At 36.9% G+C, this 25735-nt stretch carries 29 protein-coding genes and 2 pseudogenes; 28 read left to right on the top strand and 3 right to left on the bottom strand.

Annotated elements, in window-relative coordinates; genetic code table 11:
• Nucleotides 1–6 precede the first annotated feature (6 nt).
• The 22 genes and pseudogenes from rplR to hydF all read left to right on the top strand — a co-directional run bounded on the left by rplR (nucleotide 7) and on the right by hydF (nucleotide 16020).
• The gene (gene rplR, locus HMPREF0381_RS11170) at nucleotides 7–375 is read left to right on the top strand and encodes a 50S ribosomal protein L18 (protein WP_008752086.1); all 369 of its coding nucleotides are present in this window, start codon (nucleotides 7–9) and stop codon (nucleotides 373–375) included.
• Between the two features lie 17 nt (nucleotides 376–392).
• Nucleotides 393–902 carry a 30S ribosomal protein S5 gene (gene rpsE / locus HMPREF0381_RS11165; RefSeq protein ID WP_008752085.1) on the top strand — a complete coding sequence of 170 codons (510 nt, stop codon included), beginning with the start codon at nucleotides 393–395 and terminating at the stop codon, nucleotides 900–902.
• 12 nt (nucleotides 903–914) lie between these two features.
• Nucleotides 915–1094: a 50S ribosomal protein L30 gene (rpmD, locus tag HMPREF0381_RS11160; protein WP_008752084.1), complete on the top strand. Its 180-nt coding sequence runs from the start codon at nucleotides 915–917 to the stop codon at nucleotides 1092–1094.
• Between the two features lie 16 nt (nucleotides 1095–1110).
• Nucleotides 1111–1551 (top strand): 50S ribosomal protein L15, encoded by a 441-nt coding sequence (gene rplO, locus HMPREF0381_RS11155; RefSeq protein WP_008753865.1) that lies wholly within the window; start codon nucleotides 1111–1113, stop codon nucleotides 1549–1551.
• Nucleotides 1551–2867, top strand: a complete 1317-nt coding sequence (gene secY, locus HMPREF0381_RS11150; protein WP_008752082.1) for a preprotein translocase subunit SecY — start codon at nucleotides 1551–1553, stop codon at nucleotides 2865–2867. Before rplO ends, secY begins: the two co-directional genes overlap by 1 nt.
• A gap of 76 nt (nucleotides 2868–2943) precedes the next feature.
• Complete coding sequence (locus tag HMPREF0381_RS11145) at nucleotides 2944–3585, top strand: adenylate kinase (RefSeq protein ID WP_008752081.1); 642 nt, start codon at nucleotides 2944–2946, stop codon at nucleotides 3583–3585.
• 15 nt (nucleotides 3586–3600) lie between these two features.
• Nucleotides 3601–4359 (top strand): type I methionyl aminopeptidase, encoded by a 759-nt coding sequence (map, locus tag HMPREF0381_RS11140; protein ID WP_008752080.1) that lies wholly within the window; start codon nucleotides 3601–3603, stop codon nucleotides 4357–4359.
• Nucleotides 4356–4631: a KOW domain-containing RNA-binding protein gene (locus HMPREF0381_RS11135; protein ID WP_008752079.1), complete on the top strand. Its 276-nt coding sequence runs from the start codon at nucleotides 4356–4358 to the stop codon at nucleotides 4629–4631. The genes map and HMPREF0381_RS11135 overlap by 4 nt, the downstream gene beginning before the upstream one ends.
• Nucleotides 4610–4828 (top strand): translation initiation factor IF-1, encoded by a 219-nt coding sequence (infA, locus tag HMPREF0381_RS11130; RefSeq protein ID WP_007593317.1) that lies wholly within the window; start codon nucleotides 4610–4612, stop codon nucleotides 4826–4828. The genes HMPREF0381_RS11135 and infA overlap by 22 nt, the downstream gene beginning before the upstream one ends.
• A gap of 79 nt (nucleotides 4829–4907) precedes the next feature.
• Nucleotides 4908–5021, top strand: a complete 114-nt coding sequence (gene rpmJ, locus HMPREF0381_RS11125) for a 50S ribosomal protein L36 (protein ID WP_003497809.1) — start codon at nucleotides 4908–4910, stop codon at nucleotides 5019–5021.
• Between the two features lie 30 nt (nucleotides 5022–5051).
• The gene (gene rpsM / locus HMPREF0381_RS11120; RefSeq protein ID WP_008752078.1) at nucleotides 5052–5420 is read left to right on the top strand and encodes a 30S ribosomal protein S13; all 369 of its coding nucleotides are present in this window, start codon (nucleotides 5052–5054) and stop codon (nucleotides 5418–5420) included.
• 92 nt (nucleotides 5421–5512) lie between these two features.
• The gene (gene rpsK, locus HMPREF0381_RS11115) at nucleotides 5513–5911 is read left to right on the top strand and encodes a 30S ribosomal protein S11 (protein WP_007593313.1); all 399 of its coding nucleotides are present in this window, start codon (nucleotides 5513–5515) and stop codon (nucleotides 5909–5911) included.
• Between the two features lie 15 nt (nucleotides 5912–5926).
• Nucleotides 5927–6520 carry a 30S ribosomal protein S4 gene (gene rpsD / locus HMPREF0381_RS11110; protein WP_008752077.1) on the top strand — a complete coding sequence of 198 codons (594 nt, stop codon included), beginning with the start codon at nucleotides 5927–5929 and terminating at the stop codon, nucleotides 6518–6520.
• Nucleotides 6521–6651: 131 nt separating this feature from the next.
• Nucleotides 6652–7605 (top strand): DNA-directed RNA polymerase subunit alpha, encoded by a 954-nt coding sequence (locus HMPREF0381_RS11105; protein ID WP_008753875.1) that lies wholly within the window; start codon nucleotides 6652–6654, stop codon nucleotides 7603–7605.
• 68 nt (nucleotides 7606–7673) lie between these two features.
• Entirely contained in the window at nucleotides 7674–8210 is a 537-nt protein-coding gene (locus tag HMPREF0381_RS11100; protein ID WP_008752075.1) for a bL17 family ribosomal protein, read from the top strand.
• A 122-nt stretch (nucleotides 8211–8332) separates the two neighbouring features.
• On the top strand, nucleotides 8333–9622 hold the full coding sequence (locus HMPREF0381_RS11095) for an MATE family efflux transporter (protein ID WP_040461418.1): 1290 nt from the start codon (nucleotides 8333–8335) through the stop codon (nucleotides 9620–9622).
• A gap of 75 nt (nucleotides 9623–9697) precedes the next feature.
• Nucleotides 9698–10270 carry an RNA polymerase sigma factor gene (locus tag HMPREF0381_RS11090; protein ID WP_008752073.1) on the top strand — a complete coding sequence of 191 codons (573 nt, stop codon included), beginning with the start codon at nucleotides 9698–9700 and terminating at the stop codon, nucleotides 10268–10270.
• Nucleotides 10270–11757: a PepSY domain-containing protein gene (locus tag HMPREF0381_RS11085; protein WP_008752072.1), complete on the top strand. Its 1488-nt coding sequence runs from the start codon at nucleotides 10270–10272 to the stop codon at nucleotides 11755–11757. Before HMPREF0381_RS11090 ends, HMPREF0381_RS11085 begins: the two co-directional genes overlap by 1 nt.
• Nucleotides 11758–12015: 258 nt before the next feature.
• Nucleotides 12016–12276, top strand: coding sequence for a TM1266 family iron-only hydrogenase system putative regulator (locus tag HMPREF0381_RS11080; protein ID WP_008752071.1), 261 nt, complete (start codon nucleotides 12016–12018; stop codon nucleotides 12274–12276).
• Nucleotides 12269–13386, top strand: a pseudogene (gene hydE / locus HMPREF0381_RS11075) ([FeFe] hydrogenase H-cluster radical SAM maturase HydE). Before HMPREF0381_RS11080 ends, hydE begins: the two are co-directional and overlap by 8 nt.
• A complete protein-coding gene (hydG, locus tag HMPREF0381_RS11070; RefSeq protein ID WP_008752069.1) occupies nucleotides 13368–14816 on the top strand; it encodes a [FeFe] hydrogenase H-cluster radical SAM maturase HydG in 1449 nt (482 codons plus the stop codon). The pseudogene hydE and the gene hydG overlap by 19 nt, the downstream one beginning before the upstream one ends.
• Before the next feature lies 1 nt (nucleotide 14817).
• Nucleotides 14818–16020, top strand: coding sequence for a [FeFe] hydrogenase H-cluster maturation GTPase HydF (gene hydF, locus HMPREF0381_RS11065; protein ID WP_008753877.1), 1203 nt, complete (start codon nucleotides 14818–14820; stop codon nucleotides 16018–16020).
• Nucleotides 16021–16070: 50 nt separating this feature from the next.
• On the opposite strand, the gene HMPREF0381_RS11060 is transcribed toward hydF, so the two are convergent.
• Nucleotides 16071–16616, bottom strand: a complete 546-nt coding sequence (locus tag HMPREF0381_RS11060; protein ID WP_008753853.1) for a TetR/AcrR family transcriptional regulator — start codon at nucleotides 16614–16616, stop codon at nucleotides 16071–16073.
• 301 nt (nucleotides 16617–16917) lie between these two features.
• Between HMPREF0381_RS11060 and HMPREF0381_RS11055 the strand changes: the two genes are divergently transcribed.
• The 3 genes and pseudogenes from HMPREF0381_RS11055 (at nucleotide 16918) to HMPREF0381_RS11045 (ending at nucleotide 19446) form a co-directional block, all read left to right on the top strand.
• Nucleotides 16918–17442, top strand: coding sequence for a cob(I)yrinic acid a,c-diamide adenosyltransferase (locus HMPREF0381_RS11055; protein ID WP_008752066.1), 525 nt, complete (start codon nucleotides 16918–16920; stop codon nucleotides 17440–17442).
• A gap of 15 nt (nucleotides 17443–17457) precedes the next feature.
• Nucleotides 17458–19122: pseudogene (locus HMPREF0381_RS11050) on the top strand (Na+/H+ antiporter NhaC family protein).
• Between the two features lie 129 nt (nucleotides 19123–19251).
• On the top strand, nucleotides 19252–19446 hold the full coding sequence (locus HMPREF0381_RS11045) for a hypothetical protein (protein ID WP_040461416.1): 195 nt from the start codon (nucleotides 19252–19254) through the stop codon (nucleotides 19444–19446).
• Nucleotides 19447–19605: 159 nt separating this feature from the next.
• On the opposite strand, the gene HMPREF0381_RS11040 is transcribed toward HMPREF0381_RS11045, so the two are convergent.
• The gene (locus tag HMPREF0381_RS11040; protein WP_008752062.1) at nucleotides 19606–20109 is read right to left on the bottom strand and encodes a YcjF family protein; all 504 of its coding nucleotides are present in this window, start codon (nucleotides 20107–20109) and stop codon (nucleotides 19606–19608) included.
• Between the two features lie 169 nt (nucleotides 20110–20278).
• Nucleotides 20279–21010, bottom strand: coding sequence for a GntR family transcriptional regulator (locus HMPREF0381_RS14340; protein ID WP_008752061.1), 732 nt, complete (start codon nucleotides 21008–21010; stop codon nucleotides 20279–20281).
• Between the two features lie 325 nt (nucleotides 21011–21335).
• On the opposite strand from HMPREF0381_RS14340, the gene HMPREF0381_RS11030 reads away from it, so the two are divergent.
• The 3 genes from HMPREF0381_RS11030 (at nucleotide 21336) to HMPREF0381_RS11020 (ending at nucleotide 25698) form a co-directional block, all read left to right on the top strand.
• A complete protein-coding gene (locus HMPREF0381_RS11030) occupies nucleotides 21336–22013 on the top strand; it encodes a GntR family transcriptional regulator (RefSeq protein ID WP_040461415.1) in 678 nt (225 codons plus the stop codon).
• Nucleotides 22014–22152: 139 nt separating this feature from the next.
• A complete protein-coding gene (locus HMPREF0381_RS11025; protein ID WP_008752059.1) occupies nucleotides 22153–23553 on the top strand; it encodes a hypothetical protein in 1401 nt (466 codons plus the stop codon).
• A gap of 24 nt (nucleotides 23554–23577) precedes the next feature.
• Nucleotides 23578–25698, top strand: coding sequence for a hydantoinase/oxoprolinase family protein (locus tag HMPREF0381_RS11020; protein WP_008752058.1), 2121 nt, complete (start codon nucleotides 23578–23580; stop codon nucleotides 25696–25698).
• Nucleotides 25699–25735: the final 37 nt, after the last annotated feature.

Genomic DNA, 25735 nt, shown 5'->3' with positions numbered 1-25735 from the left:
AAGTAAATGGTTAGCAAAAAATCAAAAAGCGATCTTAGAATTAAGAAGCATTCAAGATTACGTAATCGCCTTTGCGGAACAACTGAGAGACCGCGCCTTGCTGTATTCAGAAGCAACAACCATATGTACGCTCAGATTATTGACGACACGGTTGGAAATACAGTAGTAAGTGCATCAACACTTGAAAAGAGTGTAAAATCAGAGCTTTCAAAGACAAATGATGTAGATGCTGCAGCATATGTCGGAACTCTTGTTGCAAAGAGAGCACTTGAAAAGGGTATAGATAAAGTTGTATTTGATAGAGGAGGATTCATCTATCAAGGTAAGATTGCTGCATTGGCAGAGGCTGCCCGTGAAGCAGGATTACAATTCTAATAGGAGGAGAAACATACATGAAGAGACAAATCATCGATCCAAGCAAATTGGAGTTAAATGACAGAGTCGTAAATATCAAGCGTGTATCCAAAACCGTAAAGGGTGGACGTACAATGAAGTTTTCTGCTCTTGTTGTTGTAGGTGACGGCAATGGCCATGTCGGTATCGGTCTTGGAAAGGCGGGAGAGGTACCTGAGGCTATCCGTAAAGGTAAAGAGGCTGCAACTAAGTCATTGGTTGAAGTCAGAATAGATGAGAATTCCAGTGTTCCACATGATTACACCGGAAAATTCGGAAGTGCAAGTGTGCTTTTAAAGAGAGCACCTGAAGGTACAGGTATCATCGCAGGCGGTCCGGCTCGTGCGGTATTGGAGCTTGCAGGATATAAAAATATTCGTTCAAAATCTTTAGGATCTAATAACAAGACAAATGTATGTCTTGCTACACTTGCAGGTTTGACAGCACTTAAGACTCCTGAAGAGATTGCAAAACTTCGTGGAAAGTCTGTTGAAGAAATATTAGCATAATAGGAGGAAAATATGGCAAAGTTAAAAATTACATTGGTTAAGTCTCCTATCGGCGCTATCCCAAAGCAGAGAGCAACTGTAGAGGCACTTGGTTTGAGAAAATTAAACAAGACAGTAGAGATGCCGGATAATAATGCTGTAAGAGGTATGATTTGGCATGTAAGGCATCTTGTAAAAGTTGAAGAAGTCTAAAGAAGGAGGTGTAGTGATGGATTTATCTAATTTACAGCCTGCATTAGGCTCAAAACATAGCAATAATTTCAGACGTGGACGTGGACATGGTTCAGGTAACGGAAAAACGGCAGGTAAAGGTCACAAGGGTCAGAAAGCCCGTTCAGGACCGACAAGACCGGGATTTGAAGGCGGACAGATGCCTTTATACAGACGTATTCCTAAGAGAGGATTTACAAATCGTAATACAAAGGATATCGTAGCTGTAAACATTTCCGTTCTTGACCGCCTTGATGACGGTACTGATGTTACTCCGGATACATTGTTGGCTGCCGGAATTATAAAGCATACAAGAGACGGTATTAAGCTTTTAGGCAACGGTTCAGTAACAAAGAAATTTACTGTTAAGTATATTGCTGTTAGTGAAAGTGCAAAAGCTAAGATTGAAGCTGCAGGCGGAACTTGTGAGGTGATTTAATGCTCACAACACTCCTAAATGCATTTAAAGTAAAAGATGTACGAAAGAAGCTTCTTTACACATTTATAATGCTGGTAATTATTCGCTTCGGCAGTAACTTACCTATACCGGGTGTGAATACAACTTATTTCAAAGATTTCTTTGAAAAACAGGCAGGTGATGCGTTTGGATTTTTCAATGCCATCACAGGTGGATCATTTGAAAGTTTGAGTGTGCTGGCACTTAGCATCACTCCTTATATTACTAGTTCTATTATAATACAGCTTTTGACAATAGCAATTCCGGCACTTGAGGAATTGCAACAGGACGGTGAAGACGGAAGAAAAAAGATAGTCGAATATACAAGATATTTGACTATCGCACTTGCACTGTTACAGTCTTCAGCCATGTCAATCGGATTCGGCAAACAGGGACTTTTAATACATTTTGGAATAAAGAGTGTAATTGTAGCTATAGTTACAATGACGGCAGGTAGTGCATTTTTAATGTGGATTGGAGAAAGAATTACAGAGAATGGAGTCGGAAACGGTATTTCCATAGTACTTCTTCTTAATATTCTGGCTTCATTGCCATCTGATTTTAACAATCTATATGTAAGATTCTTAAAGGGACAGACAGTAGCTAAGATGGTGGTTGCTGCGGCTATTATAATAGCTTTTGTAATAGCAATGGTTGTATTTACCATCATATTACAGGATGCGGAAAGAAGAATTCCTGTACAGTATTCATCTAAAACGCAGGGTAGAAGAAGTGTAGGAGGAGCATCATCAAATATACCTCTTAAGGTAAATACGGCCGGTGTTATTCCTGTGATTTTCGCTTCTTCAATATTCTCTACACCTATAGTTATCGGTCAGTTCTTGAATATCAATAACGGGTCAATAATAGGTGAGATATTGACATATATGAATTCATCAATGTGGTTTAAGCCTGAGGCTCCGAAGTATTCTGTCGGACTTATAGTTTATATCATAATGATTATCTTATTTGCTTATTTTTATACATCAATTACTTTTAACCCGCTTGAGGTAGCCAATAATATGAAAAAGTCAGGCGGTTTTATTCCGGGAATCAGACCGGGTAAGCCGACCAGTGACTATTTCTCAAAGATTTTGAGCTACATTATAATTATAGGTGCTACAGGACTTATAATAGTATGTGTAATACCTATAATAATTTCAGGACTGTTCAATATCAGTAGACTTTCATTTACCGGAACATCTCTGATAATCATTGTCGGTGTAGTCCTTGAAACAATAAAAGCAATTGAATCACAGATGCTTGTAAGAAATTACAGAGGATTCTTATTAGACTAATCATCTTACGAAAAACCACTGGAGTATATTCTTCAGGGGTTTTTCGTGGTTACCAACAAAATGGGGGAGATACACCATGAAGATTATTATGTTAGGCGCACCCGGTGCCGGAAAAGGCACACAGGCAAAGAAAGTTGCAAAAAAATATAATATACCGCATATATCCACAGGCGATATATTCAGAGCAAATATAAAAGAGGGAACTGAGCTTGGAAAAAGAGCAAAAGAGTATATGGATAAGGGAGAGTTGGTTCCGGATGACATTACTATAGGAATGCTCCTTGACAGAATACATAAGGCTGATTGCAAGAACGGTTTTGTTCTTGACGGTTTTCCAAGAACAATTCCGCAGGCCAAATCTTTGAGTGAGGCTTTATCAAAGCTTAATGAAAAAATAGATTATGCAATAAATATAGATGTTCCTGATGATTCTATTATCACCAGAATGAGCGGTAGAAGAGCTTGTCTAAGTTGTGGAAGTACATATCATATAAAGTATTCCGCACCGAAGAAAGAGAATATATGTGATAACTGCGGAAGTGAACTTGTTATCAGAGATGATGATAAGCCTGAGACTGTAAAGAAGAGGCTTGATGTATATCATAAGCAAACACAGCCTTTGATTGACTATTATGACAATGAAAATATACTTGCAAATGTAGACGGAACAAAGGATATGGAAGAAGTATTCTTAGATATTGTTGCAGTTTTGGGATAGATTGTGAGGATTAAAATGGCAGTAACAATAAAATCTGAAAGAGAAATTCAGTTGATGAGAGAAGCCGGTGAGATACTTGCTAAAACTCATGAAGAACTGGAAAAGGCATTGCATGCAGGCATGAGTACATATGAGGTAAACAAAATCGGAGATGAGATAATAAGATCATACGGTTGTGTTCCTTCATTTTTAAACTATAACGGCTATCCTGCTTCAATATGTGTGTCTGTAAATGAAGAAGTAGTACATGGCATTCCGTCAAAGAAAAGAATTTTAAAAGACGGTGATGTGGTAAGTCTGGATGCAGGCGTTATTTGGAAGGGATATCATTCAGATGCTGCCAGAACCCATATAATAGGCGAAGGAAGCGAAGAGGCAAAGGCACTTGTAAAAGTAACAAAAGAATGCTTTTTTGAGGGAATCAAGTATGCAATTGCAGGTAATCACCTTAATGATATCTGTAAGGCTATAGGCACATATGCAAAAGAAAGAGGTTACGGTGTTGTAAGAGATTTGGTGGGTCATGGTATCGGCACACATTTACATGAAGACCCTGAAGTTCCGAACTTTGATATAAAGAGAAAAGGAATCAAATTACAGCCGGGTATGACTCTTGCCATAGAGCCTATGATTACAGCAGGAAGAGATGAAGTGGTATGGCTTGATGATGACTGGACAGTGGTTACGGATGACAACTCACTTGCGGCTCATTATGAAAATACTATTTTGATTACAGAAGGTGAGCCTGAGATTCTTTCTTTAAGAAAATTATGATAAATACAGGCGATATTGTAATATCAATAAAGGGTCATGACAGAGGAGAATATTATTTGGTTTTGGACTGTGATAAAGATTTTGTTTATCTGGCGGACGGAAGACTGAAGCTTATAGAAAAGCCCAAGAAGAAAAACAAAAAGCATGTCAGCAGACTTGGGAAAAGTAAAGAATTTATTGATATGAAGAACAATGATGATAACTTTAACGACGTTAAGTTAAAATATCTCTTAAAAAATTGGAGGAGTAAATGTCTAAATCAGACGTTATAGAGATTGAGGGAACAGTTGTTGAGAAGTTACCTAATGCAATGTTTCAGGTAGAACTTGAAAACGGACATCAGGTATTGGCACATATCAGCGGCAAACTCAGAATGAACTATATTAGAATTTTGCCGGGTGATAAAGTTACTATCGAATTATCTCCATATGATTTGACAAAGGGACGAATCATTTGGCGTGATAAATAAATAAAGACCTTGCATATTATATTAGCTGGTGATATAATATTATGGCGTCTTTATTAGTAGCGATGAAAGGAGAGTTACAATGAAGGTCAGATCTTCAGTGAAACCGATTTGCGAAAAATGCAAAATTATCAAGAGAAAAGGTTCCATCAGAGTAATTTGTGAGAACCCAAAGCACAAGCAGAGACAAGGTTGATCTGCATAGGAATAAGGAGGAAGTAGGTAAATGGCTCGTATAGCAGGCGTTGATTTACCAAGAGAAAAGCGTGTTGAAATTGGTTTGACATATATCTATGGTATAGGTCTTACAAGTTCAAGGCGTATCTTGAAAGAGGCTAATGTAAATCCCGATACAAGAGTAAAGGATCTTACAGATGATGAAGTAAAAGAATTGGCACAGGTTATTTCAGATACTCAGATGGTGGAAGGTGATCTTAGAAGAGAGATCGCAATGAACATCAAGAGACTTCAGGAAATAGGTTGTTATCGTGGTATTCGTCATAGAAAGAATCTTCCGGTTCGCGGACAGAAGACTAAGACAAATGCAAGAACACGTAAGGGTCCAAGAAAGACGGTAGCAAACAAGAAAAAATAATAAGTAATTTGCTTATATTTTTCGAAAAGTGATTTTCGCTGTATGTTTTAAAAGCAGGAGCGTAGTAAAGTTTGAAAAGGTAGGTTAGTTTAATGGCAAAGAATGCGTCCACCAAGAAGGTGACAAAAAAGCGCGTAAAGAAAAACGTTGAACGCGGACAGGCACATATTCAGTCATCATTTAACAATACAATTGTTACATTAACTGATACCCAGGGTAATGCAATATCATGGGCAAGTGCCGGCGGTCTGGGATTTAGAGGTTCAAAGAAATCTACTCCATATGCAGCATCTATGGCTGCAGAAACTGCTGCAAAGGCAGCTTTAGTACATGGACTTAAGTATGTAGATGTTATGGTAAAAGGACCCGGTTCAGGAAGAGAGGCAGCTATTCGTGCGTTGGCTGCATGTGGAATAGAAGTAACAAGTATTAAGGATGTGACTCCGGTACCACATAATGGATGTCGTCCACCAAAACGCAGAAGAGTCTAATAGGAGGTACTAAAAGTGGCAATTAATAGAGTTCCCGTTCTTAAAAGATGCAGATCACTTGGCCTTGAGCCGGGTTTTCTGGGAATAGATAAAAAGTCTAACAGAGATACAAAAAGGGCAAACCGTAAGTTAAGTGAATACGGTATGCAGCTTAGAGAAAAGCAAAAAGCAAAGTTTATTTACGGTGTATTGGAGAAACCGTTCAGAAACTACTATGCTAAGGCTGAGAGAATGAAAGGTCAGGTTGGTGAGAACCTTATGATTCTCTTAGAGAGAAGACTTGACAATGTTGTTTTCCGTATGGGACTTGGAAGAACCAGAAAGGAAACAAGACAGATTGTTGATCACAAGCATGTTTTGGTAAACGGTAAGTGTGTAAATATTCCGTCTTATCTTGTAAAACCGGGTGATGTTATTGAGATCAAGGAGAAAGCAAAATCTTCTGCAAGATATAAGGAAGTTGTAGAGTCAACAGCCGGAAGAATTGTACCGGCTTGGATTGATGCAGATCTTGAAAATTTAAAAGGTACTGTAAAGAGCCTTCCTACAAGAGAAGAAATTGATGTTCCTGTAGACGAACTTCTTATCGTTGAGTTGTACTCTAAGTAATAGGAATCTTAACAGCTGATACTTAATTTTGTATCAGCTGATTTACTAACAGTAGAAATATAGCCTGAAATATTGACCAAAGCCTGATTTTGTTGAGCTTAGGTCCAGTTTATCTAAAAGGAGGGACATTCGTGTTCGATTTTGAGAAACCCAATATTGAGATTGCAGAGATTTCCGAGGATAAGAAGTTCGGCAGATTCATATGTGAACCACTGGAGAGAGGTTATGGAACAACTTTAGGTAATTCCCTAAGGAGAATAATGCTCTCATCCCTCCCAGGCTCAGCTGTCAGTCAGGTTAAGATTGACGGTGTGTTGCATGAATTTTCTTCTATACCGGGAGTAAAGGAAGATGTAACAGAGATCATAATGAATGTAAAGAGCCTGGCAATCAAGAATTCAGCTGAAGATAATGAGCCGAAGATTGCTTATATAGATTTTGACGGTGAGGGAGTTATCACTGCCGAAGATATTCAATGTGATCCATGTATAGAAATAATTAACAAAGACCAGGTTATTGCAACAGTTTCAGAAGGCAAGTTTTATATGGAGCTGACAATAACAAACGGTAGAGGTTATGTAAGTTCAGATAAAAACAAAGGAGAGGACACTCCGATAGGTGTGATAGCAATAGATTCTATCTATACCCCTGTAGAAAGAGTAAATCTTCGTGTTGAAAATACACGTGTGGGTCAGGTGACGGATTTTGATAAGCTGACACTTGATGTCACTACAAACGGTACATTAGAACCGGACGAGGCGGTAAGTTTGGCTGCCAAAGTTTTGAGTGAACACCTTAATCTGTTTATAGATTTGTCAGATAATGCCAAAACTATTGATGTAATGGTGGAAAAAGAAGAGGATGACAAGGAAAAAGTTCTGGAGATGAATATAGACGAACTTGAGCTGTCAGTCAGGTCTTATAACTGCCTAAAGAGAGCAGGAATCAATACAGTTGAAGAATTGTGTTCACGCACTTCAGATGATATGATGAAAGTCAGAAATCTGGGTAGAAAATCATTGGAGGAAGTTCTTCAAAAGCTTGAAGAGCTTGGACTTCACCTTCGTGAAAGCGAAGAATCATAAAAAAGAATAACAGACATATATAGTAAGTCCAATGTTTGCATATATATGTTCCCAATGGAGGAGTAAAAATGGCAAAGTATAGAAAACTTTCAAAGACATCAAGTCAGAGAAAAGCACTGTTAAGAAATCAGGTTACAGCACTTTTACAGCATGGAAAGATTGTAACAACAGAGGCCAGAGCAAAAGAAATCAGAAAGATTGTTGAGCCGCTTATAGCATTGGCTGTTAAGGAGAAGGATAATTTTGACCTTGTAAAAGTAAATGCAAAGGTTGCAAGAAAAGATGCTAACGGAAAGAGAGTAAAAGAGGTTGTAGACGGTAAGAAAGTTACTGTTTATGATGAGGTGGAGAAGGAAATCAAGAAGGACAGACCTTCAAGACTTCATGCCAGAAGCAAAATCAATGCTGTAGTATATGTTCCGACAGAAGTTCCGGCGAAGGGAGCTGCTAAGAAGAAGAATACAAAGTCACTTGATCTTGCAAAGAAGCTTTTTGATGAGTACGGTCCGAAGTACGAGGGTCGTAAGGGCGGATATACAAGAATAGTTAAAATCGGTCTTCGTAAGGGAGATGCGGCTATGGAAGTTTTACTTGAGTTGGTATAAAAAACATTGATATTAAGATAGCAGTCTATGACTGCTATTTTTGTGTAAAAATAAGTTTGGCTTTGATTGAGCTTATAGAATATTTATGATATAATTCGATAACTATGACAGGAGAATCTTTTATGATTGAAAAAAAACTTAGAGGATATATTCTGCCTAATATCCTGGCAACTACAGGTACATCTTGCTATGTATTGGCGGATACCGTTTTTATATCAATGGCGGAAGGTGCAAACGGTATAACCGGATTAAATCTGGTTTTACCTGTATTTGCAATAACCTATGCTATAGGAGCTATGATCGGTATAGGCTCCGCAACAAAATATACATTGCTTAAGTCACTGGGGGACAAAAAAACGTCAGATAAATATTTTTCAAATTCATTTATCTGGAGTCTGTTGTTTGGCTTACCTTTTTTAATTCTTGGGATATTTGCACCGGATGCGGTTCTTAGAATTTTGGGTGCCGATGAGGTTATAGAGGCGGTCACACATACATATACACGTATTATTCTTTGTTTTTCACCTTTCTTTATGCTTAATTTCACATTCACCGCTTTTGTAAGAAATGACAATTCACCAAGGATTGCTATGGCGGCAACACTTATCAGCGGTATTTTTAATATAATATTTGACTATGTACTTATGTTTCCACTGGGAATGGGTATGGCAGGTGCCGCACTTGCAACAGGTATTTCACCGGTTGTAAGTATATGTATCTGTATGGTACATTATTTGTCAAAAAAGAATAATATACGCTTCTGTTTAACACCGCCTTCTTTTAAGAGATTGCTTTTATCATTCAGCTTAGGTTTGGTGGCTTTTGTAGGTGAAATATCAAACGGAATAATAACTATAGTATTTAATTTTATTCTGCTCTCACTTGTAGGAAATATAGCGGTTGCCGCATACGGAGTTATAGCAAATTCAGCCTTGGTCGGAGTGGCAATGTTAAACGGTGTTTCACAAGGGCTACAACCTGTGGCAAGCGAAACTTACGGTAAGGGTAATAAAAAAGATTTAAAGAAAATTTACCTTTATTCACTTTCTGTAAGCATGATTATAGCAGGAATTTTAGTGGCTTTAGTAACGGCATTTGCTCCGAATATCATAACAGCATTCAATAATGAAAATTCCGATATATTGGCTGATTATGCCGTCACAGGAATCAGAGTTTATTTTATAGGATTTATACCTGCCGCATTCAATATTATTATGGCAGGATTTTATTCTGCTACGGGTAGAGGTAGGGAGTCCTCGCTTATAGCAATATCAAGAGGGATAGCGGCAATAATTGTATTTGCACTTATCTTACCGAAAATTTTTGGAATAATGGGTGTATGGAGTTCATTTTTTGCGGCGGAAATGTTTACTGCAATATTATGTATAATACTGATGAGAAAAACTTTTTGAAAAAATAAAAATTACAGAAAGCATGAAATAAAATAATATTCTCGTGCATTAATATAGTGAAAGGATAATTTTGAGATGCTTAATTTTGTGGCGGTCTTAGAGGAGGGTTCAAAAACTTCATCGACAGTGGATGACAAACTTATAAAAGATATCGCAAAGGGAAGTATGGAGGCTTTACATACCTTATATGAAAAAACTCATAAAAGTGTATATGCCTTTGCCCTTTCAATAACAAAAAACACCCATGATGCAGAGGATATTTTGCAGGATACTTTTTTGAAAATCTATCAAAAAGCGGCAGATTACACCTCATATGATAAGCCTATGGCTTGGATTTTTACAATAGCAAGAAATTTTGCACTGATGAAATTCCGTGACAGAAAAAAAGAAGACAGTATGGAAGAGGTAAGTGATATGCCTGAGGCTATATTTTCTTTTGTGGAAGATGTTAGCGAGCGCATTGTTCTTGAAACCGCTGTAAATAAGCTTGATGAAAATGAAAGAACAATACTTTTGCTCCACGCCGTATCAGGTCTTAAAAATCGAGAAATAGCGGAACTTCTTGATATGCCTATAAATACGGTACTTTCAAAGTACAACAGGACTATAAAGAAGATGCAAAAATATTTGGAAGAGGAGGGCTTTTAATGAAAAGGGAAGATATTGAAAGGAAGCTCGACGCTGCTGTATCCGGAATGATTCCAAAAGATATGTTTGACAGAATCTCTGAAAATATTGTTTCCGCCAATCCGGAAAGTATAGAAAGAGTGGTAAAAAAGGAAAAGAAAAAGAACTTTAATATTTTTAGCAGAAGCTTTATGGGAGTGGCGGCAGCTGCTTGTATATTGCTTGTATCAGGAATTATAGGAGTTCCGTATTACGGCAATAATTTTGTTCCCGACTCACATGTGGATATAGATGTAAATCCGGGTGTCGAAATTGTAACAAATAAAAAGAATAAGGTTTTGAATGTACAATCTACAAATAAGGACGGAGCTGATGTTATTGACAATATGGATCTGAAAAATACGGAGCTTAAGGTTGCAGTAAATGCACTGATAGGTTCAATGGTTCAAAAAGGATATATTGTAAATAATAATACAGGTATATTGGTTACTGTAAGAAATGACAATCCTGAGAAAGCAAATAAAGTTAAGGAAGAGATTCTTTATGATATAAACTTTGCACTATATACAAATGATGTACAGGCAAATGTTATGAATCAGACCTTTAAAAATACTGCTGATGCCAATAAGTTTGCAAGAGAAAACAATATCTCTATAGGAAAGGCTGTATTTGTACTTAATCTTGCAGCAAAGGACAGTTCTTTGGATGCAAAAGAACTGGCTAAAATGAAGGTTACGGATATTGCAAATCTGGTTGCAAAAAAAGGTATAGATATAAGAGATATAGTTGATTATGATGATGATGACAGTATCTGGGAGAATATTGCAGATGCTATAGAAGATATAGATGAAGATGCCGGAATCTCCATGAAAGATACTGCTGATGCAGGCAATAAACAGATAGGTATTGAGGCTGCAAAACAAATTGCACTTGCAGATGCCAAGGTGGCTTTAAAGGATGTTACCTTTATCAAGGCAGAACTTGATAATGAGGACGGCAGAGCCGTTTATGAGATAGAATTTTACAGCGGCAATGTCGAGTATGACTATGATATAGATGCACTAAGCGGAGAAATAATATCAAATGACTTTGATATTGAAGACTACAGTATACCTGCACAAAGCACAGCCGCTCCCCGGCAAACTGAGGCAGCACCTGCACCTATACAGTCGCAGACAGCGGCCCCTACAGCAGCACCTACACAGTCGCAAACAGCAGCTCCAACGCCTGCACCTACACAGCCGCAAACAGTAGCTCCTACGCCTGCACCTATAGAAGCACCGACACAGCCTGCCGCTCCTTCCACTATTTCAGCAGAGAGGGCAAAGCAGATAGCACTTTCACATGCCGGAGTTGGAGGAGCAAGCTTTATTAAGGCGGAACTTGATACGGATGACGGAGTACAGGTATATGAGATAGAGTTTAAGGTTGGAAATGTAGAATATGAGTATGATATTAATGCAATAAGCGGTGAGATAATATCAAGCAAATCGGAGGTTGATGATTGATAGATAATTGTTTAACAATACATATAATATTTTAAAATATTGAAAAAATATATAGAAATTACTGATTATACATATTGACAAAAAGCAAAAAAGGATTTAATCTGTATACAGATGCTCCTAACAGGGAAGACAATATATGCTCAGTCTGACTTGAAAGGTGGTTTGTGAACGGATAGATATGTGTTTTTGCACATTTATTTGAGTACCCGAAGCCACCGCGGCTTTGGGTTTTTTTATTATAAAATTTAAGGGGAAAATATGGATAACAGAGTTGCTCTGATGGCGATTATAGTAGAGGATAAGGATTCGGTAAAGGAACTCAACGAATTGTTACATGAATATGGTGAATATATAGTTGGCAGAATGGGAATACCATATCATAAAAGAAATATAAGTATTCTCTCGGTAGCAGTGGATGCGCCGAATGATATAATTTCAAGTCTTTCAGGGAAAATAGGGAAATTAAAAGGAGTGAGCATAAAGACGGCTTATTCCAATGTAGGTAATGCCAATGGTTAAAGACATATATAAGACAAACTTTAAGGATACCGAATATGACAAAGATGTTGAGCTTAATAAGAGTATAGAACTGATAGATAAATTAGAAAAAAAAGAAGTCTTAGCTTAGAAGAATACAGATATTTATTGGAAAATCTGAATGAAGAAGTATTTGACTATATCAGTAAAAAGGCAAGAATACTTGGTGATGAAAACTACGGAAAGGATATCTACCTTCGTGGTCTTATTGAAATCAGCAATATTTGTAAGAATGACTGTTATTACTGCGGTATCAGACATTCAAACAGCAACTGTGACAGATACAGGCTTTCAGAGGATGAAATCTTGGAATGTGCAGATGAAGGCTATAGACTTGGATATAGAACATTTGTTATGCAGGGGGGTGAAGACGGAAAGTTTGAACCGGAATATATATGTGATATTGTAAGAAAGATAAAGAATAAGTATAAGGATGTTGCAGTAACTCTCTCACTTGGTGAGTATGAAAGAGATGAATATCAAAAGATGTTTGATGCAGGTGCGGACAGATACCTTCTAAGGCATGAGACTGCGGATAAGGCTCACTATGAAAAACTTCATCCGAAGCAGATGTCATTTGACCACAGAATGAAATGCCTACAGGATCTTAAGGAAATAGGATTTCAGGTAGGTTGTGGATTTATGGTGGGTTCACCATATCAAAGCTCTGCCACATTGGCTAAGGATTTAAAGTTTATAGAAGAGTTCGGACCGCATATGTGTGGAATAGGACCTTTTATCCCACATCATGACACCGCATTTAGGGATGAGAAAAGTGGAAGTATACAGATGACACTTTTTCTTATAGCAATACTTAGAATAATGAGACCGGATATGCTGATACCTGCCACAACCTCATTGAGTACACTGGACAATCTTGGCAGAGAAAAAGGAATACTTGCAGGTGCAAATGTGGTGATGCCCAATCTTTCACCGTTAAAGACAAGAAAAAAATACGAACTATATGACGGAAAAGTATGTACAGGAGATGAAGCTGCTCATTGCATCGGTTGTATTACTAAGAGAATCAATAATATAGGTTATAAAGTTGCAAAAGTAAGAGGAGACAGTAAATGTTTAAGTATGATGTAAAATCAAAAAAAGCCGAAGAGTTTATAAATCATGAAGAGATATTAAATACACTTAAGTTCGCAAAAGAAAATAAAAATAATATCGCTTTGATAGAAGAGTATCTTGAGAAGGCAAGACCGAAAAGAACTGAAAAAGGTATTATAGCAAAAGGGCTGACTCACAGAGAGGCATCTGTACTTCTTGCCTGTGAGGACAAGTCAATTATAGAGAAAATTTATGCGCTTGCAGGTGAGATAAAGCAGACTTTCTACGGCAACAGAATAGTAATGTTTGCCCCGCTGTATCTGTCAAATTATTGTGTAAACGGATGTGTATACTGTCCATATCATGCTAAGAATAAGCATATTGCCAGAAAAAAACTGACACAGGAAGAGATAAAAAATGAGGTAATTGCACTTCAGGATATGGGACATAAAAGACTTGCTATAGAGTCAGGTGAAGACCCGATAAACAGTCCTATAGAGTATATACTGGAGTCACTTAAGACTATCTACAGCATCAAGCATAAAAACGGTGCTATAAGAAGAGCAAATGTAAATATAGCGGCAACCACAGTGGAAAATTACAGAAAACTTCATGAAGCCGGCATAGGTACATATATACTTTTTCAGGAGACTTATAATAAGGAGTCATATGAGAGCCTGCATCCTACAGGTCCAAAGCATGACTATATATATCATACAGAGGCAATGGACAGAGCTATGGAGGGAGGTATTGATGATGTAGGACTTGGTGTACTCTTCGGACTTGAGTCATACAGATATGAGTTTGCAGGGCTTTTGATGCATGCCGAGCATCTTGAAGCGACTTTCGGTGTAGGACCTCATACTATAAGTGTGCCAAGAATCAAAAAGGCGGATGATATTGACCCTGAAACCTTTGACAACGGTCTTGATGACGATACCTTTGAAAAGATAATTGCCTGTATCAGAATATCAGTTCCTTATACAGGTATGATTATCTCCACCAGAGAGAGCCAAAAAGTAAGAGAGCGTGCATTAAGGGTGGGTATTTCACAGATAAGCGGTGCTTCAAGAACTTCAGTAGGCGGATATACGGAAGAAATCAGACCTACTGATTCAGAGCAGTTTGATGTATCAGATCAAAGAACTTTGGATGAGGTGGTAGATTGGCTGATGCATATGGGACATATTCCCTCATTTTGTACCGCCTGCTACAGAGAGGGCAGGACAGGGGACCGTTTTATGAGTCTATGTAAGAGCGGACAGATTATCAACTGTTGTCATCCGAATGCACTGATGACATTAAGTGAGTATATGACCGATTATGCATCTAAAGGGACTAAGGATGACGGAATGAGGATGATAAAGTCTGAGCTTGATAAGATAAGCAATCCGGTGGTAAAGGAGAGAGCTACAGAATATATCAATAAAATTGAAACTACAAATGCAAGGGATTTCAGGTTTTAATATGAGCGGTTCAAATATGAATGCTACGCCGGCGGGAGAGAGAGCCGGTATTGCAATATTCGGCTGTTGCAATGTAGGTAAATCCAGTCTTATAAATGCAATCACTTCACAGGATATCGCAATAGTTTCAGATATCAGCGGTACTACTACAGATCCTGTGAAAAAGAGTATGGAACTTTTACCGTTCGGTCCTGTGGTAATTATAGATACACCGGGATTGGATGATAAAAGTACTTTGGGGGCGCTTAGAGTGGAAAAAAGCCTTGAATATATAAATCAGGCGGATTTGATACTCTTTGTTGTAGATGCAAGTAATGAAACATCACCTGATGAGATTGAATTTTTAGATAAAATAAAGTCAAATGAAAAGAGATATCTTGTAGTCGGGAATAAATCTGATTGTGAAATCATAAAGAATGATATTAAGGCGGATATATATGTTTCCGCATTGAAAAGTATCAATATAGATAAGCTAAAAGGTATGATGGCGCAGATATTGGCTGCCGATAAGAAGGAAAAGACTATCTTAGGCAATATGATGAAAGCAAAAGATATAATACTTTTAGTAACGCCGATAGATGCTTCCGCACCAAAGGGCAGGCTGATACTGCCGCAACAGCAGGTAATAAGAGAGATACTTGACAGACATGGAATTGCCATAGTAGTGCAGGTGGATGAGATAGAATCAACTTTGAAAAAGTTTAATGATATTGCACTTGTAATATGTGACTCACAGGTATTTAAGGAAGTGGATGAGATATTGCCTGAGGATATTCCGCTGACATCATTTTCTATAATATTTGCCAATTATAAGGGGGCATTGCAGAGTTTATACAGTGCAGCCGGAGTACTTGATACATTAGAGAGCGGTGATAAGATACTTATAAGTGAGGGCTGTACACATCATCGCCAGTGTGAGGATATCGGAAGTGTAAAAATACCTAGACTTGTCAGAAAATTCAGCGGACTTCAAGGTGAAAAAGATCTTGTTTTTGAGTTCAGCAGCGGAGACGAGTTTCCAAAGGATGTGTCGGTATACAAGTTGATAATACACTGTGGTGCCTGTATGCTTAATGAAAACCGGATGAAAACAAGAATGAAGTTTGCAAAGGAAAGAGAGATTCCGATGACAAACTATGGTATATCAATAGCATATATGAACGGCATATTAAAAAGAGCAATGAAACCTTTAGAAAATTTATAAAATGAAGAAATAACCCTTGTAGCTTTTTATATTTGTTACAAGGGTTAAAATCATCTCAGACTTAAAAGGGATATTGAATCCTCATCTCTAAACTCAAGTGAAATGGCTGTAAGTTCATCAGGAGTTTCACTCATATCTCTGCTCATCCAGAATATCAAATTATTGTAAATTCCACCGATGATATAAGAAAGTTCATATTGCTTTATCAGTGAGGAATTAGAAGCATATTCATTGAATTGAAATCTTTTTGAAAGCACGTCTAAAAGCAAAGAAGAAAGATTTGAGCGGTAAATGAGTAAGATTTCTTTCTTATAGTTATAAAAAGCCATATATATCGAATGAATATATAATGTAAAGTCTACACTTGACAGATTTGTAAATCCGTCAAGTGATTCCTTTAGAACCATATCAAAAAAGAAAGATATAATATCTTCTTTTGATTTAAAATGTCTATAGTAAGATGAGCGGTCAACTCCTGCCTTCTTGGCAATCTCGCCTATTGAAATCTTTGCATAGTCTTTTTCAAGCATCAATTCAAGCAAAGCGGAACACATATATCCCATCATCATTTCAGTTGTAGTATTTTTTCGTCTCATATACATCTCCATAGCAAAAATACAACGACATTATAATAGGAAAGAAAATAAAAGGCAATACGTATAATATAAATACTTATACTGAAAGCTTATATATAAGGCGGCCATTTGATATATGGTTTACATTTTTAAAGGTTTATGGTAGTTTATTATACGGTATTTATTATGCAAATATTTATGGTATTGTAATAAATACTATAACGAATAAAAGAAAGTTTTGCAGACACTATGGATTTGAGAGATATGATATGGCAGATGTTATTAATGAAGAGTTTATAGAAAGGCAAGTAGGGGAGTTAAGATGACGGGACTTATTCATGTATATGAAGGTGACGGTAAAGGAAAGACGACCGCAGCAGTCGGCTTGGCGGTAAGATGTGCAGGTAGTGGCAGAAAGGTTCTGTTTTCACAATTTTTAAAAAGTGATACCTCAAACGAGCTGAAAGTACTTAGAAAAATAGAAAATATAGAAGTCTATACAAAAAAAAATAATTTCGGATTTACATTTAATATGACTGATGATGAAAAACTTAAGGCAAGGGAGTTTTTCACAAATCACTTAAAAGATATTATTCATCTTGTCAATGAAGGAAAGTTTGACTTATTGGTAATGGATGAAGTAATAGATGCTTATAACCTTGATATGGTAAGTCATGATATATTGACAGAATTTTTAAAAAACCGCCCACAAAATCTTGAGGTTGTTATGACAGGAAGAAATCCTAAAGATGAAATAACAGAGCTTGCCGATTATCTGACTCACTTTCAAAAGGTTAAGCATCCCTTTGACAAGGGATTAAGAGCCCGTGTCGGTATAGAAATGTAAAAGAGAGGAAAAGATATGAACAGTGGTAATAACACTTGTACCCCTGATATTTTTAGAAATAAAAAAATATACATGCTATGTTTAGCATTATTTGTTGTATTTATGTGTCCGATGATTGTCTATGGAGCCGAATCGGAATTGCCAAAGCCGGCACTCTATGCAACCTTTTGGTCACTGATACCGCCAATTGTGGCTATTGTGCTTGCACTTATAAGTAAGGAGGTATACAGCTCACTTGCAATAGGACTGATTTTTGGAGGTATGTTGGCATCAGGATTCAGTTTTGAAGGAACTATGAAGGCAGTATTTGAACGAGGTATTGTGTCGGTATTGTCAAGCAGTTACAATGTAGGTATCTTGATATTCCTTGTTATTTTAGGAATGATTGTTGCACTTATGAATAAGACCGGAGGTTCAGATGCCTTCGGTAGATGGGCATCTAAAAGAATAAAGACAAGAGTGGGTGCACAGCTTACAGCTATACTGGTTGGATGCCTTATCTTTATTGATGACTATTTCAACTGTCTTACAGTTGGCAGTGTTATGAGACCCATCACAGATAAGCACCAAGTTTCAAGAGCCAAGTTGGCGTATTTGATAGATGCTACAGCGGCTCCTGTATGTATCATCTCACCTATTTCATCATGGGCTGCAGCAGTTACAGGCTTTGTTGACGGTGAAGACGGATTTGCACTCTTTGTAAAGGCAATTCCATTCAATTACTATGCACTTCTTACAATAGTGATGATGTTAATTATCACACTGTGGAAGTTTGATTTCGGTCCTATGAAAGTTCATGAGGAGAATGCTGTAAAAGGTGACCTCTTCACAACCGGAGAGGAGAAGTTTGAGGAGCTTGACAGGGGAAACAATAGGGACGGTAAGCTTATTGATATGCTCTTCCCGATTATTTCACTTATTATCTGCTGTGTAATAGGTATGCTTTATACAGGAGGGATATTCGGCGGTGCAAGCGTTGTAGAAGCTTTTTCAAATTGTGATGCTTCTGTAGGCCTTTCAATGGGCAGTTCTATAGCACTTATTATCACATTGATATTCTATATTGTAAGAAGATCACTTAAGTTTACAGAATGTATGGATTGCTTACCTGCGGGATTTAAGGCAATGGTACCTGCAATACTTATTCTTACATTTGCATGGTCACTGAAATCTATCACAGATGTACTTGGAGCAAAGGAGTTTGTAGCGGCTATGATGGAGCATTCGGCAAGAGGTATGCAGTTACTGCTTCCCGCAATCATATTTGTAGTTGCGGTTTGCCTGGCATTCTCAACAGGAACATCATGGGGAACATTCGGTATTCTTATCCCTATAGTTGCCGCCGTATTTGCAGGCAAGGATCAGTAGATGATGATAATATCTATTTCAGCATGTATGGCAGGAGCTGTTTGTGGCGATCACTGCTCACCTATCTCAGATACAACTATTATGGCGAGTGCGGGCGCACAGTCAAATCATATTAACCATGTTAACACACAGCTTCCATATGCAATGCTGGTTGCAGCAGTATCATTTGTAAGTTATATAATAGCAGCTTTTGTAAAAAATGTTGCTATATCACTTATAACAGCAATAGTGTTGATGGTCGGCGTGCTGTTCATCATTAAAAAAGTCACATCAAAAGAAAATTCAAAGCAAGGTGTAGCACATATTGCTTAATAAAAACTGTCCCTCAATCGTGTAAAGGTTGAGGGATAGTTTACTCTGTGATACTATTGTATAGAGGTTCTCATTCATAAAGATGTGTGAGAAATAACCTTATAAAAAGTATAGGATAGGAGTATGTTAATGGAAAAATTAAATGAAAAAACAGATTATTTTATGATCTTTGCAGCTTTTATGTTGGCATTGCTTTTTTCGGCAAAGGTGATTTCACTTGTACTTCACCAGCATATAAACTTTAGAATGAAAATGGCTTTAGACTTTAAGACTGTAGGACAAAATAATAATATAAAGGAAATAAAAGATAAAAATAATAAATAGTAAAGGGGCTGTCACTTTAAGGTGGCAGCTTTTTGTAATTGTTTTATATGTTCTAAAAAATGTCAAAGCCACTTTAAATACCGGCAAATCGTCAGGAATGTATAAGACGGTTTAACAGCAAAAAAGACCTGTTAAAGACAACAGATCTTTGTTAATGATTTATTTTAGAGTTATATAATTTTTAGAAAACAGTTTTCCAAGGTCTTTTGCGGCTGCTGATATATTGTCCGGTTGCTCACCGACTGAAATTTTATAAAAATCTTCTGAAACTACTTTACCTAGAGCTGTTGTTATGGCACTTGCCGTAGCACTTGCCACTACACCGCCCACTATAGTTCCCGCACCGGGAATTGCCTTAATCAAATTGGCAAATACTGTTCTGCCCACAGTCTGAGCCGTCATAATACTTAGGACAGATTTGGCGGCAGATTCACTTATGGTAAAGTCAAAAACTTTACCAAGTGCTATAACCATTCCTATCTGAGCGGCAGTAATAGGAATGGTATCTGCAAGCGGAATAGGTGCAACTCCGGCCAGACCGGCGGCGGCAGCTGCCGATGCAATGATTTTGTTACATTTCTGCCTTGTAGCAGTATCCATTTTTACTTTTGAACCCATAAGAGACTCCTTAATACCATTTGGTTGGTTATCTAAATCCGGCATCACCCCTCACCCCCCTGTTGTAAAAAGGTCAAAGGCTTATACCTTGGACACATTTCACCCGGCAAGTGAATATGTTGATTAGGTTGATGTAGATATTATATTACACATGGATGCGCAATTACAAGTGTAATAAAGAGAATGGTTGCTTATAGGGTACGAGTATAAAATTCTAGGCAGATGTGAATGACTCCAATACATTTAAATTGTCATCTATAAGCAAGTCAACAATATCTAACATACTTGCCATATGCTGTGAAAATAATTGACATGCTAAATCATTGTCACGTTTTATTAGAGCATTTGTAATTGATAATAAGATTTTATGAATATTATAGCTAAACTTTGAATCTCTAAGAGCTAGGGAGTATAATCTAAATAAATCTGATTCATATTCATATAGTTTAGACCATAGTATTTCAAAATTTCCTCCAAGAATAAAAAGGTGGTGATAGAATTGTACTAAGGATCTTGAAGCACGCAAAAAATCACCATGAGTATAGTTATATTCCAGTTGTATAAGTATTTCGTTCAATATATTAAGTTCTGATTTCTTGACATCGGTAATAAAAATACCATGTATCATAGATATACATAACTGTACATTTAACCATACTGCATTATAAATTCTTTTCTTATCAACTTTTGAGACAAAAGAACCTTTCATAGGGATAATGTCTACAAGATTGTTTTTTGATAGTTTTGTGAAGGTATCATGAAGAGGAGTACGGCTGACATCCATAAACAAAGCAAGTTTTTGTTCATTCAACCTCTGTCCGGGTGTAAGAATCATATTAAGAATTAGTGTGCTTAATATCCTATATACATATTGCTTTGTGTCCTCAGATTTCCTTTTTAAAATAAATTTATTTTTATACTTTGATAGTTTTTTTTCTAAATTCATATATTTACCCAATCGTGTTATTAATAGTAGGGCTCTAACAGTATATTTCAAATGTAGAGCCGGAGGTTTGCATCCATCAATGTATACAAAGATAAAAACTTGTAAACAATATTGGAATAGTTACAGTATCTTAATATATACATGAATATATTAGAATGTTACAAGTATAACATGGTTAAAGTATAGGATTCAAGATATAATTTGTAGAATCTAATACTATAGTTTAATAAAAATATTGAAGTTATAAAACATACATGATATTATTTTAAATATATAATAAACTTGTAAACAATTTGGATTGATAAATTTATGTGATATTAAGGGGGTGGTATATATATCATTATATGACGAGTTGAAAAGAAAACTTATTTCTATGGAGTTGAAGCCGGGAGATAAGTTAAGTGAAAATTCTATAGCAATAGAAAAAAATATGAGTAGACCGAAGGTAAGGAATATACTTACAGGTCTTGCAGATGAAGGGTATTTGGAGACTTTACCGCAAAGGGGTTCAGTGGTGACTAAAATAAATAAAGATATGATTAGAGAGGCTACACATGCTCACTTGGTATTGGATCAGGCAATAATTGTGGAACTTGTAAACAAAAGGAAAAACGGTTTTGAACTCGAAATGGTTAACAGTTATTTAGATCTTCTAAAGGTGGATAAAATACCAAAAGATGAATACGATATGGTTATGCTTGAGTGGGGATTTTATCAAACTCTGGCTAAAGAATGTGGTAAGGAACATGTATATTCTTTCCTGGATAAAATAGACTGTGATATGTACAGGCTAAGTTCATTAAAATATTTAACATATAATTATAGTGCCCATAATTCGGCATTGAATGCGTGGGAAACAACAGTACTTGAGTTGAAGCTTATGACAGAACAGTTGAACAGTTGTAAAATAGATTTGCTTACAGTACTTTGTTCAAACAGGTACAATGGATTCTTGGCAAATGCAGGTGTCTTATCAGGAATTTATAGTGAATATTTTGAATAAATAATACGTTTATGAACCAATATATAATCATTATATGAGTTATTTATGTAATTAAAGCACCTTGGGAAGGAAAGGAGGAATACCCATGGTAGGCAAGAAATTCTTGTCACAATTAAACGTTTAATATTTTGGAGGGAATATGGAATATATTATTGGGATAATTTTGCTTTTAACATTTTTTGGATTGGCATGGTATTGTATATCAGGAAATAATCTTATGATAGGTTTTTTGATTATAAGTATTATTTGGGCTGTTTTATCGTTTGCAGGAACTCTAGGTTCAAGTCCGGCATTTTTGGAAGAAAATAAAATTTTACAATTTGCCGGCATGAAAGGAGTTATGGATGCATTAAATACAATATTTCAAAAGGCACCTGAGGATTGGGGCAGTACATTGGTTAATGTATGCTGGGGGGCTTGGTTTGGCCGTGTACTTATGGAAACAGGAATTGCTTCTACACTAATCAGAAAGACAGTAGAATTAGGTGGTGATAAGCCTATGATAACAATAGCTCTATTAAATATAGTTACAGCAATTATATTTACGGCTATGATGGGAGCAGGTCCTGTAATTGCCATTGGAGTTATTGTATTACCGATACTTATGTCACTGGGTATACCGAAAGCTATAGCAATGTTTTCTTTTATGGGTTCGGTGTGTGCAGGAATTTATATAAATCCCGTTATCTTTGCACAGTGTAGAGCCTTTTTCATTGAAAAGGATGCCGTTCCGGAATTCAACTTAGGTTGGTATGCATCTAAATGGGGATTTGTAGCAATGATAATATTGCTTATAACAACTACAGTTTTGTCCGGAGTGTATCTTACGAAATCTAAAACCTCTCATGCATGGGCTGCTACAGTAAGAAAAAGTGCACAAACAAAAGATGCCCCGTTTTACACACTTATACTTCCTATAGTACCTGTGGCTTTGAAGATTGCTTTGAACTTCTCTGTTATAGCCGGATTTGTTATAGCCGGATTTTTGGCACTGTTCCTATGCGGAAAGATGAAGGGAAATTTTAAGGAGAACTGCCAACTTGTAAATAAACTTTTTTATGATGGAGTAGTTGATACAGCACCTCTTGTAGGATTCCTATTGACATTACCTATGTTCAATAAAGTTGCAGCATATGCGGCACCTTATTTTAAAGTGTTATTAGGAGGAATATTCCCAAAGAATGAACTTGTGTTATGTGTTGTATTTACCGTTTTATTATTTATGGGACTTTTTAGAGGTCCTCTTACCCTTTTCGGATGTGGTGCTGCAACACTTGGAGTTGTAATGCGTATTGGAGATTTTTCTTTACCATTTCTATATGCATTATTTGCAATACCTACTATAACAGTGAATATAGGTTCATGTATAACACAGTCATGGGTTGCTTGGGGACTTGCTTATACAAAGGTAGAGTCAAAAGACTTCTTAAAACTTTCAATACCTAATGCATATATAGCCGGAATATTACAGTATGTGGCAGCATTCATATTATTGGGAAGTCTTGGTGGAAACTGGCTTATGTCGGCAATTCTTAAATAGTGTTTATAACCGGGAAGGTAAAAAATGGAAAAAAGAAAAGTTCGTATGGGAATTGATGTAGGCGGAACGTATACAAAATGTGTGGCAATGGATAATGAGACGCATGAGATTATTGGTAAAGATCAGGTAAAAACAACACATGATGACAAAGCCGGAGTGGCGGCAGGTGTTGTACAAAGCTTTAGAAATTGTCTGAAAAACTTTAATATAGATCCGTCTGATGTGGTCTTTGTAGCTCACTCCACTACCCAAGCCACAAATGCCTTTATTGAGGGCGATGTGGCAAATGTAGGTATTATCGGTATTGCCGGAGGCGGTTTGGAAGGGTTCTTAGCCAAGCGTCAACTTAGATTAAAAGATATAGTCCTTGATGAAAAAGTCGGAAGGATGATAAAGGTGCTCAATACTTTTATTAAGAAAAAACAATTGACAGATGAAGTTATAAATCAAAATATTGATGAACTCGTGAGTCAGGGAACTGATGTTATTGTGGCTTCTATGGCTTTTGGTGTAGACAGTATGGAAGAGGAGCAAAAAATACATGATTTGGCTTCAAAAAAGAATATACCGGTAACAATGGCATCAGATATTACTAAGCTATATGGTCTTACAAGAAGAACAAGAACAGCCGCTATAAATGCATCTATATTGCCAAAGATGATGGCTACAGCGAACGCTACAGAGTCCTCTGTTAGAGGAGCCGGAGTATCTGTACCGCTTATGATAATGCGTGGTGATGGTGGTGTTATGGAGATAAATGAGATGAGAAAACGTCCTATACTTACAGCACTGTCAGGACCTGCAGCATCTGTGATGGGTTCGCTTATGTATCTGAGAGCATCAAATGCCATATATTTTGAAGTTGGAGGAACCACTACAAATATCGGTGTAATCAAAAACGGAAGACCGGGAGTGGACTATGCTAAAATAGGCGGACATGATACATATATAAATTCACTTGATGTCAGAATTCTTGGTTGTGCAGGTGGTTCAATGGTCAGAATAAGCGATAAAGATGTCGTAGATGTCGGACCACGTTCAGCTCACATAGCAGGTTGTGAGTACGCTTGTTTTACTCCTGAAGAGGAAATAGTGAATCCTCAGATTGAACTGGTAAGCCCGAAGAAAGGAGATCCTGCCGACTACTGTGTAATCAGACTTCAAAACGGGAAGAAAATTTGTTTTACAAATACCTGTGCGGCAAATGTACTTGGATTGGTAGATGAAAAGTATTTTGCACATGGAAATGAAAATTCGGCAAGAAAAGCAATGCAACCTGTAGCAGATAAGCTTGGAATAACTGTAGAAGAGTTGGCAACAAAGATTCTTGATAAGGATTATGATAAAGTATCTTTGTGTATAAAGTCGCTGGCAGAAAAGTATGAACTTGATCATGATGCAATGAAACTTGTTGGCTGTGGTGGTGGTGCTGCGGCATTAGTGCCGTATTGTGCCAAGAAAATGGGACTTGATTATGATATTCCGGAAAATGCAGAGGTGATTTCATCAATAGGTGTTGCTCTTGCAATGGTAAGAGATGTTGTAGAAAGAGTAATTCCAAATCCGTCACAGGAGGATATAAAAGAGTTAAAGCAAGAAGCTGTTGACAGTGCAATAAATTCAGGAGCTGATCCGGATTCGATTGAAGTCCATGTGGAAATAGATGCACAGACAGGTAAAGTAACCGCAATTGCTACAGGTTCTACGGAGGTTAAGGCAACAGATTTACTGAAAGAATGTGATGAAAACGAAGCCACAAAACTTGTGACAAAAGATTTTGGCAAGGATGTAACAGATATAAAATTATCAATTAAAAATGATAAGTTCTTTGTATTTGAAGCTACAAAGAAGGGGAAGAATTCAGTTAGAATTGTTGATAGAAAAGGATTTATTAAAGTTCAGTGTTCAAATGCTTTTGTTACAAAGTGTAAAATCGCGAATTATAAAGAAGTTGTAGAACAGTTGTGGGAAGAACAAGCTGAATTTAGAACGGATTCTGTTATAAGGCCGGATTATTTTATATGTTACGGACCAAGGATAAGTGATTATTCAGCTATTGATTTGGAGCAAATTTATTTACTGATGGATTTGGATTTGGGTGATAGAGATAAGCAGGAGGAGATTATAATTGTGGCTTCAATATAAATTTTCTTGCTGATTATTACATGAAGTTTGGAGGAGG

This window comes from Lachnoanaerobaculum saburreum DSM 3986, from assembly GCF_000185385.1.
Lineage (GTDB): Bacteria > Bacillota > Clostridia > Lachnospirales > Lachnospiraceae > Lachnoanaerobaculum > Lachnoanaerobaculum saburreum.
The sequence above is the reverse complement of the archived record's forward strand: the minus strand, read 5'-3'. Positions and strand labels throughout refer to the sequence as shown.

Coding starts and splice junctions, on each gene's coding strand:
- rpmD (WP_008752084.1), top strand. CDS start 915: ATGGCAAAGTTAAAAATTACATTGGTTAAGTCTCCTATCGGCGCTATC.
- HMPREF0381_RS11020 (WP_008752058.1), top strand. CDS start 23,578: ATGGAAAAAAGAAAAGTTCGTATGGGAATTGATGTAGGCGGAACGTAT.
- rplO (WP_008753865.1), top strand. CDS start 1,111: ATGGATTTATCTAATTTACAGCCTGCATTAGGCTCAAAACATAGCAAT.
- rplR (WP_008752086.1), top strand. CDS start 7: ATGGTTAGCAAAAAATCAAAAAGCGATCTTAGAATTAAGAAGCATTCA.
- HMPREF0381_RS11100 (WP_008752075.1), top strand. CDS start 7,674: ATGGCAAAGTATAGAAAACTTTCAAAGACATCAAGTCAGAGAAAAGCA.
- HMPREF0381_RS11045 (WP_040461416.1), top strand. CDS start 19,252: ATGGAAAAATTAAATGAAAAAACAGATTATTTTATGATCTTTGCAGCT.
- infA (WP_007593317.1), top strand. CDS start 4,610: ATGTCTAAATCAGACGTTATAGAGATTGAGGGAACAGTTGTTGAGAAG.
- HMPREF0381_RS11145 (WP_008752081.1), top strand. CDS start 2,944: ATGAAGATTATTATGTTAGGCGCACCCGGTGCCGGAAAAGGCACACAG.
- rpmJ (WP_003497809.1), top strand. CDS start 4,908: ATGAAGGTCAGATCTTCAGTGAAACCGATTTGCGAAAAATGCAAAATT.
- secY (WP_008752082.1), top strand. CDS start 1,551: ATGCTCACAACACTCCTAAATGCATTTAAAGTAAAAGATGTACGAAAG.
- hydF (WP_008753877.1), top strand. CDS start 14,818: ATGAGCGGTTCAAATATGAATGCTACGCCGGCGGGAGAGAGAGCCGGT.
- HMPREF0381_RS11060 (WP_008753853.1), bottom strand. CDS start 16,616: ATGAGACGAAAAAATACTACAACTGAAATGATGATGGGATATATGTGT.
- rpsE (WP_008752085.1), top strand. CDS start 393: ATGAAGAGACAAATCATCGATCCAAGCAAATTGGAGTTAAATGACAGA.
- HMPREF0381_RS11090 (WP_008752073.1), top strand. CDS start 9,698: ATGCTTAATTTTGTGGCGGTCTTAGAGGAGGGTTCAAAAACTTCATCG.
- HMPREF0381_RS11040 (WP_008752062.1), bottom strand. CDS start 20,109: ATGCCGGATTTAGATAACCAACCAAATGGTATTAAGGAGTCTCTTATG.
- HMPREF0381_RS11080 (WP_008752071.1), top strand. CDS start 12,016: ATGGATAACAGAGTTGCTCTGATGGCGATTATAGTAGAGGATAAGGAT.
- rpsK (WP_007593313.1), top strand. CDS start 5,513: ATGGCAAAGAATGCGTCCACCAAGAAGGTGACAAAAAAGCGCGTAAAG.
- HMPREF0381_RS11055 (WP_008752066.1), top strand. CDS start 16,918: ATGACGGGACTTATTCATGTATATGAAGGTGACGGTAAAGGAAAGACG.
- HMPREF0381_RS11135 (WP_008752079.1), top strand. CDS start 4,356: ATGATAAATACAGGCGATATTGTAATATCAATAAAGGGTCATGACAGA.
- HMPREF0381_RS14340 (WP_008752061.1), bottom strand. CDS start 21,010: ATGAATTTAGAAAAAAAACTATCAAAGTATAAAAATAAATTTATTTTA.
- HMPREF0381_RS11025 (WP_008752059.1), top strand. CDS start 22,153: ATGGAATATATTATTGGGATAATTTTGCTTTTAACATTTTTTGGATTG.
- HMPREF0381_RS11085 (WP_008752072.1), top strand. CDS start 10,270: ATGAAAAGGGAAGATATTGAAAGGAAGCTCGACGCTGCTGTATCCGGA.
- map (WP_008752080.1), top strand. CDS start 3,601: ATGGCAGTAACAATAAAATCTGAAAGAGAAATTCAGTTGATGAGAGAA.
- rpsM (WP_008752078.1), top strand. CDS start 5,052: ATGGCTCGTATAGCAGGCGTTGATTTACCAAGAGAAAAGCGTGTTGAA.
- HMPREF0381_RS11095 (WP_040461418.1), top strand. CDS start 8,333: ATGATTGAAAAAAAACTTAGAGGATATATTCTGCCTAATATCCTGGCA.
- hydG (WP_008752069.1), top strand. CDS start 13,368: ATGTTTAAGTATGATGTAAAATCAAAAAAAGCCGAAGAGTTTATAAAT.